Origin of the sequence: Burkholderia sp. Bp9090 (genome assembly GCF_003857985.1) — a bacterium.
Lineage (GTDB): Bacteria > Pseudomonadota > Gammaproteobacteria > Burkholderiales > Burkholderiaceae > Burkholderia.
In genome coordinates this window covers 23,614-37,529 of the sequence record NZ_QTPV01000059.1, presented here as the reverse complement: position 1 = coordinate 37,529, position 13,916 = coordinate 23,614, and the positions used below count along the sequence as shown (strand labels likewise).

Genomic DNA, 13,916 nt, shown 5'->3' with positions numbered 1-13,916 from the left:
GTGAACGCGAGCGACGCGACCATCGCGGCGAGCATCCGCAGCGTGGTGCGCAACGCGTATTCGGGCAGGTTCGACGGGTCGAGCGAGATCTTCTGGGTCTGAAGGGTCCCGATCGGCGCCATCGTTTCATGAAAGCCGACGACCGCCATCGCGATCAGGCAGATGATCAGCGGAAACGCGATGAAGTCCCACCGGTTCGGCAGGACGCGCCACGCGGACGCGTTGGCAGTCCGGTTCGGATTGAAGAATCCGACGTCCATCAGGCGCCCTCCCCGGTAAGGCCGAACGAAGCCGGCAGACGATGTTGATTCATGGCAAAGCGCACGGGCGCGGTAATTCGACGCGGTAATTCGATTGATTCACGATTTCACGCCGGCGCGAGGCGCCGTGCGTGCAAGCTGCGCCCTCCGGGCGCGGCGAGTCGGGCCGCGACGGCACGACACTACACCAACCTGTATTTCAGGTTCAACCGTCCGGGGCCGGCTCGGCTCGGCGCGGCGCGCGGGCGGCGCACGGATCGTGCCCGGCACGCGGGCGAACGGCAGGCGTGCGGTGCGGAGCAGCCCGGCCGCGGTCGTGCGGCCGGCATGCAGGCCCCGAATTATGCCGTGATCCGGGCCGGCCGGGAACCCGCCCGCCGCACACGGACACAAACCATGCAGGACGTCAGCGGACGATTGCGGCGAAGCAGGTATGATCGGGGCTAGCCCCTGGCGTCGCTAGCCCCATAGCCGCCAGGGATCGACCGACCAGCGGGAGGAAGCGAATGGCAGGAAACTTGGTGATCGTCTGCCGCGATCAGGACGCCGATGCGTTCTACGAGCTGATGCAGGAGTACGGGTCGTTCCAGACCCGGCTGTCGTCGACGGCGTGGTACCTGAACATGAACGTCGTGCCGGAATCGCTGCAGGAGGAGATCCTGGAGCGCCTCGGCCGCTATACGACCGTCTATATCTTCGAGGCCACGAGCGTGACCTACAACACCATCGACAGCAACGCCGCCGAGACGCTCGGCACGCTGTTCGGCGAATGATGCCGCGCGGCGCCTGCCCGGCAGGCGCCGCATGCGCCGCTTACGCGGCCTGGGCGTGAAGTTCGTCCTTCGGCACCACGTCGAACGGGAACGTCATCGCCACGCGCAGGCCGCCCTCGGGACGATTGCCGATCTCGCACGCCCCGCCCAGCCGCAGCACCAGCCGCTCGACGATCGCCAGCCCGAGCCCGCTGTGGCCGTTCCCGCCGCGCGCGGGGTCGAGCCGCACGAACGGCCGTGTCGCGGCCGCCAGATCGCGCGGCGCAATCCCGCCGCCGCTGTCGCTGACCGACAGCACGTAACCCGCCGGCGTACGCGCCGTCTCGATGAGCACGGGCGGCGCGCCGTACGCATGCGCATTGTCCAGCAGGTTCGACAGGATCCGGTCGAGCGTCGCGGTCGGCAGGCGGAAGCCTTCGTCGGCGGCCAGATGCGTCTGGACAGCCGGTGCGTTCGGTGCGACCGCGCGATAGCTGCGGGCGATCCGCTCGCAGGCCTGGTCGACCGGCACGGGCTCGCTGCGGTCCGCCCCGCCGTGCGCGAACACGAGGAACTGGTCGACGATGTGCGACATCGAATCGACATCGCGCACCACGCCGTCGCGCAGCCGCGCGTCGTCCATCATTTCCGCGCGCAGGCGCATCCTGGCGAGCGGCGTGCGCAGGTCGTGCGCGACGCCGGCCAGCATCACCGCGCGGTCGCTCTCGGCCTGCGACACCTGTTCCACCATCTGGTTGAAGCCGTGCGTGAGCTGGCGCAGCTCGCGCGGGCCACGCTCGCGCAACGGCGGCACCGGCTGGCCGCGGCCGAAGCGCGCGACCGCGCGCGCCAGCGAGCGCAGCGGCTGCTGCAGCTGCCAGGCCGCGAACAGCGCGGCGATCACGCCGGCCGAGAAAATCGTGCCGAGCCACAGCAGCATCCGGTCGAGCGAGCGCGGCGGGCGCAGCGGCTGCACCGGCACCACGATCCAGTTGCGGTCGCTCGGCTCCTTGACCCACAGCACCGGCGGATGGCCCGGCGCGCCGATCTCGACCAGCGTGCCGGGCGGCATCCGCTCGCTCACGTCGTCGCGGAAACGCTTGAGCGGCGCCGCCAGGTTCGAATCGGCGTCTTTCGGCACATCGGGACTGTCCGGCGACACCAGCCGCACCCGCGACGGCAGCGGCTGGTCGGGCGTGCGCTCGACGTGCTGGCGCACGGCGTCGACGAGGAACGCGGCCTCCTCGACGGCATAACGCGTCTGCATCTGGTTGCGCTCGAGGCGCATCGCGAAGAACCACGCGAAGTGCGACAGGAGCAACACGCCGACGACCAGCAGCGCCAGCCGCCCGAACAGCGAATCAATGGGCTTGCGCATGGGCCTCGCCGTCGGGCACGAACACGTAGCCGCGCCCGCGGACCGTCTGGATGAAGCGCGGCGTCGACGGATCCGTTTCCAGGATGCGGCGCAGCCGCCATACCTGGACGTCGATGCCGCGGTCGGTGCCGTCGTACTCGGGCCCGTGCAGCAGCTCGAGCAGCCGTTCGCGCGTGAGCGTGCGCAGCGCGTGATTCACGAAGATCTTCAGCAGCGCGAATTCGCTGCTCGACAGCGTCGCCGGCTTGCCGTCGACCGACAGCGTGCGCGCCTGGAAGTCGAGCACGAAACGGCCGAACGCGAACGGCTCGCGCTGCTCGGGCGCCGCCGCCGACGGCGTCGCGCGGCGGCGGCGCAGCACGGCCTGCACGCGCGCGAGCAGCTCGCGCGGGTTGAACGGCTTGCCGAGGTAGTCGTCCGCGCCGAGCTCGAGCCCGACGATGCGATCGACGTCGTCCGCGCGCGCGGTCAGCATGATCACGGGGATGTCGTCGCCGGCCGCGCGCAGCTGGCGCAGCGCGGTCAGGCCGTCCACGCCCGGCATCATCAGGTCCAGCACGATCAGGTCGGGCCGCTCGCGCTCGAGGCGCTTCTCGAGCGTCGCCGCGTCGTGCAGCACGGACACTTCCATCCCCTGGCGCACGAGATAGTCGCGCAGCAGGTCTCGGAGTTCTTGGTCGTCGTCGACGATGAGGATCTGGGTAGTCATGGCTCGAAGTTTAGCGCGCGAGCGCGGAGTCGAAGAACGAAACAAAGGGGCGAAAGGGTTACTGCGGGTTACGACGCAAGGGAACTGTAATGCGCCGTAACCCGGCAGCCATCCCGCGTAACACCGGCCCGAGCACGCGCCGCTAACCTGCGTCTTACCGGATGCGGCACCCGGGTCACCCCGCGCGCCGCATCGCCGGACCCTTTGGATACAAGGAGTTTCTGAAATGTATAAGAACACTTCCCGCGTGGCCATTGCGGCCGCCACCGTGCTCGCTCTCGCATTCGGCACCGCGCATGCCGCGCAGCCCAACGACATGCCGCCGCCGGGCGGCCCCGGCATGCACCAGATGCACGGCGGCCATGACGGCGGCCCGTTCGGCGTGATCATGAAGCTGCACGACCAGCTCAAGCTCAACGCGTCGCAGGAACAGCAGTGGCAGACGGCCGTCAACACGATGAAGCAGAACCATGAAGCGATGCGCAAGAGCCACGAGCAGATGCGCGAGCAGTTCAAGGCGCAGCAGAACCAGCCGATCCTCGACCTGAACGCGATGCACGCCGCCCGTCAGCAGGCCGAGCAGCAGAACGCGCAGCTGCGCGAGCAGAGCTCGGCCGCGTGGCTCGCGTTCTACAACGGGCTGAACGACCAGCAGAAGACGACGGTCAGCACCGCGCTGAAGCAGCAGTTCGCGCGGATGGAGCAGCGTCACGAGAAGATGAAGGAACGCTGGGAGCAGCACCGCGCGGCCAAGGGCGCGTCGGCACCGGCGCAGTAAGCCGGCGGGCCGCCTCCCCGGGCGGCATCGCGGGGGACGCGGGCACCCGGCCCGCGTCCCCCGTTTCATTTCAGGCGACGTCGAACAGCAGCACCTCGGCCGCCCGGCCGCGTGCGAACGCGACCGCTTCTACCCCGGCGATCCGCGCGCCGTCGCCCGCGGCCAGCGCGTGGCCGTTGACCTCCACGTCGCCGCGCACCACGTGCACATAGGTGCTGCGCCCGGCCGGCACGGCGAATGCCGCCGCCTCGTCGCCATCGATCAGCCCCGCGAAGATCCGCGCATCCGCACGGATCGACAGCGCACCGTCGTCGCCGTCCGGCGACGCGACGAGCCGCAGGCGGCCGCGCTTCTCGTCGTCGGCGAAATGCCGCTCCGCGTAGCCGGGCCGTCCGCCCCCCTCCGCCGGCTGCAGCCAGATCTGCAGCAGATGCAGCACCCGGTCGCGCGACGCATTGGTTTCGCTGTGCATCAGCCCCGTGCCGGCGCTCATCCGCTGGACGCCGCCGGCCCGCACGATGGCGCCGTTGCCGAGGCTGTCGCGATGCGCGAGCGCGCCGTCGAGCACGCAGGTGACGATTTCGAGGTCGCGGCGCGGCTGCATCCCGAAGCCGCGCGTCGGCGCAATCCGGTCCTCGCTCAGCGCGCGCAGCGCGCCGAACGGCGGATGCGCGGCCCCGGCGGCGCCGGCAAGCGCAAAGCTGTGGCTCGATTCGAGCCAGCCTTGGCGCGTGTGGCAGCGGTCGGCGGCGCGGCGGATCTGGAACATGGGGCGGGCACTCCGGCAGGCAGATATTCTTTCTTCGGGTTTACCTGCACTGTAGGGGCGTGCCGGGCGCGCCACAATCCGCCGCCCGCGCACCGCATCGTTGCACCCACGAACCCAATCGGTGTAATGCTCGTTGCGAATACCGCGATTGCCGCAACGCCCGAATCGAAGAATCGATCGGTCGCGCCGGATTGCCGTTTTCCGGGTATCGCGTTCGGGTAAAATACCGCCCTTTTGGCGTTCGCCCGTCCGGCGAGCGCCGTTGCCTGCGCGCCGAAACACGAATTTTGGCCGTCTAGAATACGCCGCGGCGCCCGGCCCGACCGGCCGCGAGCGCCTCCCCGGAAGTGAGCGACAAAAGGATGGAAATGAAGAAGGCCGCCCTGTGCGCCGCCCTCGCCCTCGTGGCGGGCAGCGCCTTCGCGAAAGAGTGGAAGACCGTGCGGATCGGTGTCGATGCCAGCTACCCGCCGTTCGAGTCGACCGCGCCGAGCGGCGAGATCGTCGGTTTCGACGTCGATCTCACCAAGGAAATCTGCAAGCGGATCAACGTGAAATGCGTGTGGGTCGCGCAGGATCTCGACGGAATCATTCCCGCACTGAAGGCGAAGAAGTACGACGTCATCGTGTCGTCGCTGACCGTCACGGACAAGCGTCGCGAGCAGATCGACTTCTCCGACAAGGTGTACGACGCGCCCGCGCGGATGATCGCGAAGGCCGGCTCGCCGCTGCTGCCGACGGTCGCATCGCTCAAGGGCAAGCACGTCGGCGTCGAGCAGGGCTCGACGCAGGAATCCTACGCGAAGGCGTACTGGGAACCGCAGGGCGTGACGATCGTTCCTTACCAGAACCAGGACCAGGTCTATGCCGATCTCGGCTCGGGCCGCCTCGACGCGACGCTGCAGGATGAACTGCAGGCCGACTACGGCTTCCTGCGCACGCCGCGCGGCAAGGGCTTCGCGTTCGCCGGCCCGGAGGTGAAGGATCCGAAGACGATCGGCGACGGCACCGCGATCGGCCTGCGCAAGGACGACACGGACCTGAAGCTCAAGATCAACAAGGCGCTGGCCGACATGCACAAGGACGGCACGTACGACCGGCTGTCGCACAAGTATTTCTCGTTCAGCGTCTACTCGGCGCGCTGAGCGCCGACAATACCGGGAAGCGGATGCGGGGGCGGCCCCGCGTCCGGCACGACAGGCAGTCAACCACGCGCCGCCCGCCCCCTCGCCCGCCGCTCGCGCGACGGGCTGGTCCGGCACCGTTGCCGGGGCGGACGGTCATGATACGTACGGGGCGTTCCGTGCAGCTTGGCGGGCGCGTCTTTCGCGGCGCACCGCGTGCGCCGTCCGGGACCACACCAGGGACCACATATGTTTCTACAAGGCTACGGCCCGCTGATCCTCGCCGGCACCTGGCAAACCGTCAAGCTGGCGGTGCTTTCGCTCGCGCTGTCGTTCCTGCTGGGCCTGCTCGGCGCGGGCGCGAAGCTGTCGCGCAACCGCTTCACGAACGGCGCCGGCACCGTCTACACGACGCTGATCCGCGGCGTGCCCGACCTCGTGCTGATGCTGCTGCTGTTCTACAGCCTGCAGATCTGGCTGAACATGGCGACCGACGCGCTCGGCTGGGACCAGATCGACATCGACCCGTTCCTCGCCGGCGTGCTCGTGCTCGGCTTCATCTACGGCGCGTACTTCACCGAGACGTTCCGCGGCGCGTTCCTGTCGGTGCCGCGCGGCCAGCTCGAGGCCGGCAGCGCGTACGGGATGACCAACTGGCAGGTGTTCACGCGGATCATGTTCCCGCAGATGATGCGCTTCGCGCTGCCCGGCATCGGCAACAACTGGCAGGTGCTCGTCAAGTCGACCGCGCTGGTGTCGATCATCGGCCTCGCGGACGTCGTGAAGGCGTCGCAGGACGCCGGCAAGGGCACGCTGCGGTTCTTCTTCTTCACGCTGATCGCCGGTGCGGTCTACCTCGCCATCACGACGATCTCGAACTTCGTGCTGATGTGGCTCGAAAAGCGCTACTCGACCGGTGTCCGCAAGGCTGACCTATGATCGAACTCATCCAAGAATACTGGCGCAACTACCTCTACACCGACGGCTTCCGGATCACCGGCGTCGCGATCACGCTGTGGCTGCTGGTCGTGTCGATCGGCCTCGGCTTCTGCCTGTCGGTGCCGCTCGCGGTGGCCCGCGTGTCGAAGAGGAAGTGGCTGTCGAGCGCCGTGTGGCTCTATACGTACGTGTTCCGCGGCACGCCGCTCTACGTGCAGCTGCTGCTCTGCTACACCGGCCTCTACAGCCTGCAGGTCGTGCGCGGCACGCCGCTGCTCGACGCGTTCTTCCGCGACGGCATGCACTGCACGCTGCTCGCGTTCACGCTGAACACCTGCGCGTACACCACCGAGATCTTCGCGGGCGCGATCAAGGCGACGTCGTACGGCGAGATCGAGGCCGCGCGCGCGTACGGGATGTCCACCTTCACGATGTATCGCCGCGTGATCCTGCCGTCCGCGCTGCGCCGCGCGCTGCCGCTCTACAGCAACGAAGTGATCCTGATGCTGCACGCGACCACCGTCGCGTTCACCGCGACCGTGCCGGACATCCTGAAGATCGCGCGCGACGTGAACTCGGCGACCTACATGTCGTTCCACGCGTTCGGCATCGCCGCCCTGCTCTATCTCGTGATCTCGTTCGCGCTCGTGTGGCTGTTCCGCCAGGCCGAGCGTCGCTGGCTCGCGTATCTGCGCCCGCAAGGCAAGTAAGTTTCCGCAGGACTATTCATGAATTCCCAGACTCAGAAGCTTTTCGTCGACGATCTGCACAAGCGGTACGGCGACAACGAGGTGCTCAAGGGCGTATCGCTGAAGGCGAACTCGGGCGACGTGATCAGCGTGATCGGCTCGTCCGGTTCCGGCAAGAGCACGATGCTCCGCTGCATCAACTTCCTCGAACAGCCCAACTCCGGCCGCATCTTCGTCGACGGCGAGGAAGTGCGCACCGCGCTCGACAAGACGGGCGCGCTGCGCGCCGCGGATTCGAAGCAGCTGCAGCGCGTGCGCACCAAGCTGTCGATGGTGTTCCAGCACTTCAATCTCTGGTCGCACATGAACGTGATCGAGAACGTGATGGAAGCGCCCGTCAACGTGCTCGGCATCCCGAAGAAGGAAGCCGAAGACCGCGCGCGCGAGTATCTCGAGAAGGTCGGTCTCGCGCCGCGCGTCGAGAAGCAGTATCCGTCGCACCTGTCGGGCGGCCAGCAGCAACGTGTCGCGATCGCGCGGGCGCTGGCGATGCATCCGGACGTGATGCTGTTCGACGAGCCGACGTCGGCGCTCGACCCGGAACTGGTCGGCGAAGTGCTGAAGGTGATGCAGAAGCTGGCCGAGGAAGGCCGCACGATGATCGTCGTCACGCACGAGATGGGCTTCGCGCGCAACGTGTCGAACCACGTGATGTTCCTGCACCAGGGGCGCGTCGAGGAAGAAGGCGTGCCGTCCGAGGTGTTCGCGAACCCGAAGAGCGAACGCCTGCGCGGGTTCCTGTCGGGCAGCCTCAAGTAACGCGCGCTCCTCCGCGTCGCACTGCACGAACGGGCGCCATGCGGCGCCCGTCTTGCGTTTACGCGACGTCCACCGGCGCGCCGTCGGCGAATGCACGCAACGCGTCGCCCGCGAGTCGGTAGCGCACCCATTCGCTCTGCGGCGCGGCGCCGACGCTTTCGTAGAAGCGGATCGCCGGCTCGTTCCAGTCGAGGACGCTCCATTCGAAACGCCCGCAGCCGGTATCCACCGCGACGCGCGCGAGCGCCTTCAGCAGCCGCAGCCCGGCGCCCGCGCCGCGAAAGCGCGGCGACACGTACAGATCCTCGAGATACAGGCCCTGACGGCCGAGCCACGTCGAATACGAGAAGAAATACACGGCGAAGCCGGCCGGCTCGCCGTCGACCTCGCAGATCAGCGCACGCGCGGGCGAACCTTCGCCGAACAGGCTGCGCTCGAGCGATGCAGGCGTCGCGACCACTTCATGCTCCGCCTTCTCGTAGATGGCCAGCTCGGTGATGAAACGCAGGATCTGCGGCACGTCGGCGACGGTGGCCGTACGGATGTCGATTTGCACGGTGGGGAGCCCTCCTTCGGCCCGGACTGAAAACGGAATGCGGCGGCGCTCGCTCGCGCAATCGCGCGTGACGCCGCCCGGATCGACATGCTACGTTCACGATACAACTGCAGGAAGTGCAGTTTCTTCATCCTGACATGAACATGATGCATCCAGAGCTGCGCCGTCTCGACCTGAACCTGCTGCTCGCGTTCGACGCGCTGTACCGCCACCGCTCGGTCGCGGCGGCCGCGCACGAGCTGGCGATGAGCCCGTCCGCGCTCAGTCACGCGCTCGCCCGGTTGCGCGAAGCGATCGGCGATGCGTTGTTCGTGCGCCTCGGCAACGAGATGCAGCCGACCGTGCGCGCCGACGACATCGCCACCTGGGCCGGGGATGCGCTCGACACGATGTCGAAGGGGCTCGCCCGCGCACGCCGCTTCGATCCCGCGCAAAGCGACCGCACGTTCGTGTTCGCCGCGAGCGACTACACGGCGTTCGCGGTGCTGCCGGCGTTGCTCGCGCGTATCGAGCAGGTCGCGCCGCGGCTGCGGATCCGCGTCGTCCACTCCGACCGGAAGATCTCGATCGACGAACTCGCGGCCGGCCGCATCGACTTCGCGCTCGGCTATCACGAGGAGTCGGCCGCCGACGCACCGGGCATCGAGGATTTCGACTGGTTTTCGGACGACTACGTGGTGATCGCGAGCACCACGCATCCGGACATCCGCCGCCGGCTGACGCTCGACCAGTACCTCGCGGCACGCCACGTCGTCGTCACGCCGTGGAACGAGTCGCGCGGCGTCGTCGACTACGTGCTCGACCGGCTCGGCCTCGCGCGGCAGGTCGCCGTGCAGTTGCCGAGCGTGCTGGCCGCACCGTTCGTGATCGCGGAATCGGCACTCCTGATGACGGTGCCGAACCGTGCCGCACAGGCGCTGCGCCACGCGGCGCCGATCCGCATCTTCCCCGCGCCGTTCGAGATCCCGCGCTACACGGTGAAGGTCTACTCGCACGCGAAGCATGCGCGCACCGACGCGCACCGATGGCTGCGCGCGCAACTGCTAGACGTCCGGGCGACGGGCGGTTGAGTTCGACGCTCCGGTGCGGCGCGCGGGGCGCCCGCCGCACCAGCGTTTCCGGCGCCCGGGCGGCGGCGGACCACCGCCAATTCATTACGAAATACTTACCAATTCCTCGCGTCCGGCGCTTACGCTCGTGCCCCGGCAACGTCAATAGTGACAATCCTTGACCCACCGGCGCCGAATCCGTGTCTCCCTTGTCTCACAAGGGTTTTCGGGGAATCGACGGCCCCTTGGGCACCCGCTGCGCACTGTGTTGCATGGCAAATTGGCGACACGTGTTAGTCAAACAACGATTTCCATCGCCACAAAATTGTATTTTTGCTAAATTAGTAACCAAAGTAGCAAAACGAAGTTCGTGAAATGTAGTTTAGCTTCACGACACAACAAGGAGACCCCGCAAGCCGACCCGGCCGCGCGGGACCGCTCAACGGTTTTCCGTCCGCTTGCCCGCGTGCCGCGCTTACCGGCCCTGCACGAGGTCTCCCTGGTTATCCCGCTTTTCGCTTTTGCCCGGCGCTCGCTGCTCCGGGCATCTCGTGCAGTCTGGGTTGACTTTTTGACAGGGTATGGAGGAGATGATGAAGAAAGCTTTGGTCGCGGCCGCGCTGATGGCTGCTGGGGTGGTTACGGCGCACGCGCAGAGCAGCGTCACGCTGTATGGTCGCCTGGATGCCGGCCTCGAGTACCTGAACGGCCTGCAGAACGGCCACCAAGTGCGCGCGGAAAGCGGCGACTGGGGCACGAGCCTGTGGGGCTTGAAGGGCAGCGAGGACATCGGCGGCGGCAACAAGGTCCTGTTCCACCTCGAAGGCGCGTTCAACACGATGACGGGCGGCTTCAGCGGCTCGATCTGGGATCGTTTCGCGACCGTCGGCATCTCCAACGACCGCTACGGTACGCTGCTGCTGGGTCGCGAACTCGCGATCGCGAACGGCGTGTGGGACTTCGATCCGCTGGGCCAGTCGAGCTGGTCGTCGGCATCGCTCGTGCGCGGCCGCAACTGGAATAAGACCAGCAACAACGTGTCGTACCAGTCGCCGCAGTTCTACGGCCTCGACTTCTACGGCCAGTTCGCGTTCTCGAACTCGACCAGCTTCAACGGCAACACGACGGCCGGCCAGCCTGGCCGTGCAGCCGGCGCACAGGTCACGTACACGAACTCGCTGTTCCAGTTGCGCGGCATCTACGACGAAACGCGCGACAGCAACGGCCGCTTCTCGGACGTGTTCAACTACTCGCGTGAATACTTCGCGGGCCTGAACGTGTTCCTCGGCCAGTTCAAGCTGCAGGCGGCTTACCAGTCGTCGCATGCTGACGGCAGCGGCGGCCCGGCCGTCAACAACGGCATCACCGGCACCCAGCAGGTCTGGGGCGGCGTGACGTGGCAGGCCACGCCGGCGGCAGCGCTGATCGCGGCCGTGTACCACGTGAACGCCAACCACGGCGGCGGCAACGCGAACATCTACACGGTCGGCGGTTCGTACAACATCTCGAAGCGCACGCTGTTCGACATGCAGGTCGCGACGGTGCGCAACAGCTCGACGGCCAACTTCGGCCTGAACGCGAACGGTGCAGGCACCGCCGTGTCGACGGGCAACCCGCATCCGGGCGGCAGCCAGACCGGCGTCTACGCCGGCATCCAGCACCTGTTCTGATCAGGCGCCGTCCAGAGAACGATTCGACAACACTTTCCACGCTGCTGCGAGAGGCGCGTATCGGTGCGGTACCCTCCCGGGTATCCGCACCGTTTTTTATTGGCGGTCCGGGATCGTGCGATCCGCGGCCCGATCTGCCCGATCTGCCGAACGGGCCGGATGCGGCGCTCAGACCGCCGCTTCGTTCTCTTCGCCGGTGCGGATGCGGATCACGCGCTCGACGTCCGACACGAAGATCTTGCCGTCGCCGATCTTGCCCGTGCGCGCCGCGCCGATCACCGCGTCGATCACCTGGTCGACCTGCGCTTCCGCGACGACCACCTCGATCTTCATCTTCGGCAGGAAGTCGACCACGTATTCGGCGCCGCGATACAGCTCGGTGTGCCCCTTCTGGCGGCCGAAGCCCTTCACTTCCGTCACGGTCAGGCCGGTGAGGCCCACTTCGGCGAGCGCTTCGCGGACTTCGTCCAGCTTGAACGGCTTGATGATGGCGGTGATGCGTTTCATGATGGTTGTCCCTCAATGCTCGTTTGGATGAAAAATCGCAATCCCGATTTTAAGCCGTAAGTGTAAGCCGTAAGCCGGCCGGCCGCGCACGGCGCGGCACGGCTCAGTCGAGACGTTCGGTAAAGCGTGACGTGATCGGATAGCGCCAGTCGCGCCCGAACGCGCGATGCGTGACGCGAATGCCGATCGGCGCCTGGCGGCGCTTGTATTCGTTGATCTTGATGAGCCGCGTCACGCGCGCGACGTCGGCCTCCGCATAGCCGGCCGCGACGATCTCCGCGAGCGGCCGGTCCTCCTCCATGTACATCCGCATGATCGCGTCGAGCACGTCATACGGCGGCAGGCTGTCCTGGTCCGTCTGGTTCTCGCGCAACTCGGCCGACGGCGCGCGCGTCAGGATCCGCTCGGGGATCACGTCGCGCAGCCCGTAGTCCGCAGTGGCGTTGCGATAGCGGCACAGCCGGTAGACCAGCGTCTTCGCGATGTCCTTGATCACCGCGAAGCCGCCGGCCATGTCGCCGTACAGCGTGCAGTAGCCGACCGCCATCTCGCTCTTGTTGCCGGTCGTCAGCACGATCGAGCCGAACTTGTTCGACAGCGCCATCAGCAGCGTGCCGCGGATGCGCGCCTGGATGTTCTCTTCCGTCGCGTCCTCCGCGCGGCCCGCGAATTCGCCCGCGAGCGCCGCGCGGAACGCGTCGAACATCGGCGCGATCGCGATCTCGTCATAGCGCACGCCGACGCGCCGCGCCATCTCCGCCGCGTCGGTGGTCGAGATGTCGGCCGTGTAGCGCGACGGCATCATCACCGCGCGCACGCGCTCGGGCCCGAGCGCGTCGCAGGCGACCGCGAGCACCAGCGCCGAATCGACGCCGCCCGACAGCCCGATCAGCACGCCGGGGAAACCGTTCTTGCCGATGTAGTCGCGCACGCCGGTCACGAGCGCGCGATAGACCTGCGCGTCGACCGGCAGCTCGGGCGCGATCGCACCCGGCAGCGGGCGCGCGCCGTCGAACTCGACGATCGCGTGCCCTTCGTCGAACTGCGGCATCTTCGCGACGAGCGCGCCCTCGCCGTCGAGCACGAACGAGCCGCCGTCGAACACGAGCTCGTCCTGGCCGCCGACGAGGTTCACGTACACCATCGGCAGCCCGGTTTCGCGGATCCGCGCGCGCAGGATGTCGATGCGCAGCGCTTCCTTGTTCATGTGGTACGGCGAACCGTTCGGGATCAGCAGCACCTGCGCGCCGGCGGCCTTCGCGATCTGCGCGGCCGACGCATGCCATGCGTCCTCGCAGATGATCACGCCGTATCTGACGCCGTCGAGCTCGAACACGAGCGGCTCGGTGTCGGTCGCGAAGTAGCGCTTCTCGTCGAACACGTCGGCGTTCGGCAGATCCTGCTTGCGGTAGGTGCCGACGATCTCGCCGCCGACGATCAGCGACACCGCGTTGTAGGTGTCGGCCGGCGGCACGCCGCGCTCGATCGGGCGGTTTGCATTACCATCGACGGCTGGCGCGTGCGGAGCGCCGCCCGACGGACCGCCGCCCGACGGATCGCCGCCCGCGCTCCGCAACGGATGGCCGACCAGCACCGCGAGCCCGTCGAACGCACGCAGCGCATCGGCGAGCGCGTCGAGCGCGGCGGCCGCCGCCGTGTAGAACGCGGGCCGCAGCAGCAGGTCTTCCGGCGGATAGCCGGACAGCGCGAGTTCGGGCGCGATCATCAGGCGCGCACCATCGTTGTGCGCGGCGCGGGCGGCCGCGACGATCCGCGCGACGTTGCCGGCGAAATCGCCGACGGTGACGTTGATCTGGGCGAGAGCGAGTCGGGTCTTCATGACGGGATCGGCGCAGCCCGGCGGCGCGCCCTGAACGGCTGACGAAAACGCCTCGGAAGCAGGCCACGGCGGCACGC

General features: G+C 67.7%; 14 protein-coding genes and 1 pseudogene. 8 read left to right on the top strand and 7 right to left on the bottom strand.

Features of this window, described 5'->3' with window-relative positions:
- Positions 1-260 (bottom strand): annotated as a pseudogene (locus tag DIE16_RS33430) (sulfonate ABC transporter permease); the annotation flags it as partial.
- A gap of 506 nt (positions 261-766) precedes the next feature.
- Between DIE16_RS33430 and DIE16_RS33425 the strand changes: the two are divergent.
- Positions 767-1,033 (top strand): hypothetical protein, encoded by a 267-nt coding sequence (locus DIE16_RS33425; RefSeq protein ID WP_027786765.1) that lies wholly within the window; start codon positions 767-769, stop codon positions 1,031-1,033.
- A gap of 40 nt (positions 1,034-1,073) precedes the next feature.
- On the opposite strand, the gene DIE16_RS33420 is transcribed toward DIE16_RS33425, so the two are convergent.
- Together DIE16_RS33420 and DIE16_RS33415 are read right to left on the bottom strand one after the other, a co-directional pair.
- Complete coding sequence (locus DIE16_RS33420; RefSeq protein ID WP_124521576.1) at positions 1,074-2,390, bottom strand: ATP-binding protein; 1,317 nt, start codon at positions 2,388-2,390, stop codon at positions 1,074-1,076.
- Positions 2,374-3,099, bottom strand: a complete 726-nt coding sequence (locus tag DIE16_RS33415) for a response regulator (RefSeq protein WP_006755678.1) — start codon at positions 3,097-3,099, stop codon at positions 2,374-2,376. Before DIE16_RS33415 ends, DIE16_RS33420 begins: the two co-directional genes overlap by 17 nt.
- A gap of 226 nt (positions 3,100-3,325) precedes the next feature.
- On the opposite strand from DIE16_RS33415, the gene DIE16_RS33410 reads away from it, so the two are divergent.
- Entirely contained in the window at positions 3,326-3,877 is a 552-nt protein-coding gene (locus tag DIE16_RS33410; protein WP_044847746.1) for a Spy/CpxP family protein refolding chaperone, read from the top strand.
- Between the two features lie 70 nt (positions 3,878-3,947).
- On the opposite strand, the gene DIE16_RS33405 is transcribed toward DIE16_RS33410, so the two are convergent.
- Positions 3,948-4,646 carry a pirin family protein gene (locus DIE16_RS33405; protein ID WP_124894228.1) on the bottom strand — a complete coding sequence of 233 codons (699 nt, stop codon included), beginning with the start codon at positions 4,644-4,646 and terminating at the stop codon, positions 3,948-3,950.
- Positions 4,647-5,014: 368 nt separating this feature from the next.
- Here DIE16_RS33405 and DIE16_RS33400 point away from each other — a divergent pair, with 368 nt between their 5' ends.
- From DIE16_RS33400 to DIE16_RS33385, 4 genes are all read left to right on the top strand, one after another.
- Entirely contained in the window at positions 5,015-5,791 is a 777-nt protein-coding gene (locus DIE16_RS33400; protein ID WP_044847744.1) for an ABC transporter substrate-binding protein, read from the top strand.
- Positions 5,792-6,019: 228 nt separating this feature from the next.
- On the top strand, positions 6,020-6,709 hold the full coding sequence (locus DIE16_RS33395) for an ABC transporter permease (RefSeq protein ID WP_044847743.1): 690 nt from the start codon (positions 6,020-6,022) through the stop codon (positions 6,707-6,709).
- Complete coding sequence (locus tag DIE16_RS33390) at positions 6,706-7,419, top strand: ABC transporter permease (protein WP_044847742.1); 714 nt, start codon at positions 6,706-6,708, stop codon at positions 7,417-7,419. Before DIE16_RS33395 ends, DIE16_RS33390 begins: the two co-directional genes overlap by 4 nt.
- An 18-nt stretch (positions 7,420-7,437) precedes the next feature.
- A complete protein-coding gene (locus DIE16_RS33385; protein WP_044847741.1) occupies positions 7,438-8,217 on the top strand; it encodes an ABC transporter ATP-binding protein in 780 nt (259 codons plus the stop codon).
- A gap of 58 nt (positions 8,218-8,275) precedes the next feature.
- Here DIE16_RS33385 and DIE16_RS33380 read toward each other — a convergent pair whose 3' ends face one another.
- Positions 8,276-8,773, bottom strand: coding sequence for a GNAT family N-acetyltransferase (locus DIE16_RS33380; RefSeq protein ID WP_124894227.1), 498 nt, complete (start codon positions 8,771-8,773; stop codon positions 8,276-8,278).
- Between the two features lie 143 nt (positions 8,774-8,916).
- Here DIE16_RS33380 and DIE16_RS33375 point away from each other — a divergent pair, with 143 nt between their 5' ends.
- A complete protein-coding gene (locus DIE16_RS33375) occupies positions 8,917-9,843 on the top strand; it encodes a LysR family transcriptional regulator (RefSeq protein ID WP_124894226.1) in 927 nt (308 codons plus the stop codon).
- 569 nt (positions 9,844-10,412) lie between these two features.
- Entirely contained in the window at positions 10,413-11,492 is a 1,080-nt protein-coding gene (locus tag DIE16_RS33370) for a porin (protein WP_124894225.1), read from the top strand.
- 168 nt (positions 11,493-11,660) lie between these two features.
- On the opposite strand, the gene DIE16_RS33365 is transcribed toward DIE16_RS33370, so the two are convergent.
- Both DIE16_RS33365 and DIE16_RS33360 read right to left on the bottom strand, forming a co-directional pair.
- Positions 11,661-11,999, bottom strand: coding sequence for a P-II family nitrogen regulator (locus tag DIE16_RS33365; RefSeq protein ID WP_006398637.1), 339 nt, complete (start codon positions 11,997-11,999; stop codon positions 11,661-11,663).
- 103 nt (positions 12,000-12,102) lie between these two features.
- A complete protein-coding gene (locus tag DIE16_RS33360) occupies positions 12,103-13,839 on the bottom strand; it encodes an NAD+ synthase (protein ID WP_124894224.1) in 1,737 nt (578 codons plus the stop codon).
- Positions 13,840-13,916: the final 77 nt, after the last annotated feature.

Bases quoted from the DNA above. Each gene is read 5' to 3' on its own strand.
- DIE16_RS33425 (WP_027786765.1), top strand. From the start codon at position 767: ATGGCAGGAAACTTGGTGATCGTCTGCCGCGATCAGGACGCCGATGCG.
- DIE16_RS33420 (WP_124521576.1), bottom strand. From the start codon at position 2,390: ATGCGCAAGCCCATTGATTCGCTGTTCGGGCGGCTGGCGCTGCTGGTC.
- DIE16_RS33415 (WP_006755678.1), bottom strand. From the start codon at position 3,099: ATGACTACCCAGATCCTCATCGTCGACGACGACCAAGAACTCCGAGAC.
- DIE16_RS33410 (WP_044847746.1), top strand. From the start codon at position 3,326: ATGTATAAGAACACTTCCCGCGTGGCCATTGCGGCCGCCACCGTGCTC.
- DIE16_RS33405 (WP_124894228.1), bottom strand. From the start codon at position 4,646: ATGTTCCAGATCCGCCGCGCCGCCGACCGCTGCCACACGCGCCAAGGC.
- DIE16_RS33400 (WP_044847744.1), top strand. From the start codon at position 5,015: ATGAAGAAGGCCGCCCTGTGCGCCGCCCTCGCCCTCGTGGCGGGCAGC.
- DIE16_RS33395 (WP_044847743.1), top strand. From the start codon at position 6,020: ATGTTTCTACAAGGCTACGGCCCGCTGATCCTCGCCGGCACCTGGCAA.
- DIE16_RS33390 (WP_044847742.1), top strand. From the start codon at position 6,706: ATGATCGAACTCATCCAAGAATACTGGCGCAACTACCTCTACACCGAC.
- DIE16_RS33385 (WP_044847741.1), top strand. From the start codon at position 7,438: ATGAATTCCCAGACTCAGAAGCTTTTCGTCGACGATCTGCACAAGCGG.
- DIE16_RS33375 (WP_124894226.1), top strand. From the start codon at position 8,917: ATGATGCATCCAGAGCTGCGCCGTCTCGACCTGAACCTGCTGCTCGCG.
- DIE16_RS33370 (WP_124894225.1), top strand. From the start codon at position 10,413: ATGATGAAGAAAGCTTTGGTCGCGGCCGCGCTGATGGCTGCTGGGGTG.
- DIE16_RS33365 (WP_006398637.1), bottom strand. From the start codon at position 11,999: ATGAAACGCATCACCGCCATCATCAAGCCGTTCAAGCTGGACGAAGTC.
- DIE16_RS33360 (WP_124894224.1), bottom strand. From the start codon at position 13,839: ATGAAGACCCGACTCGCTCTCGCCCAGATCAACGTCACCGTCGGCGAT.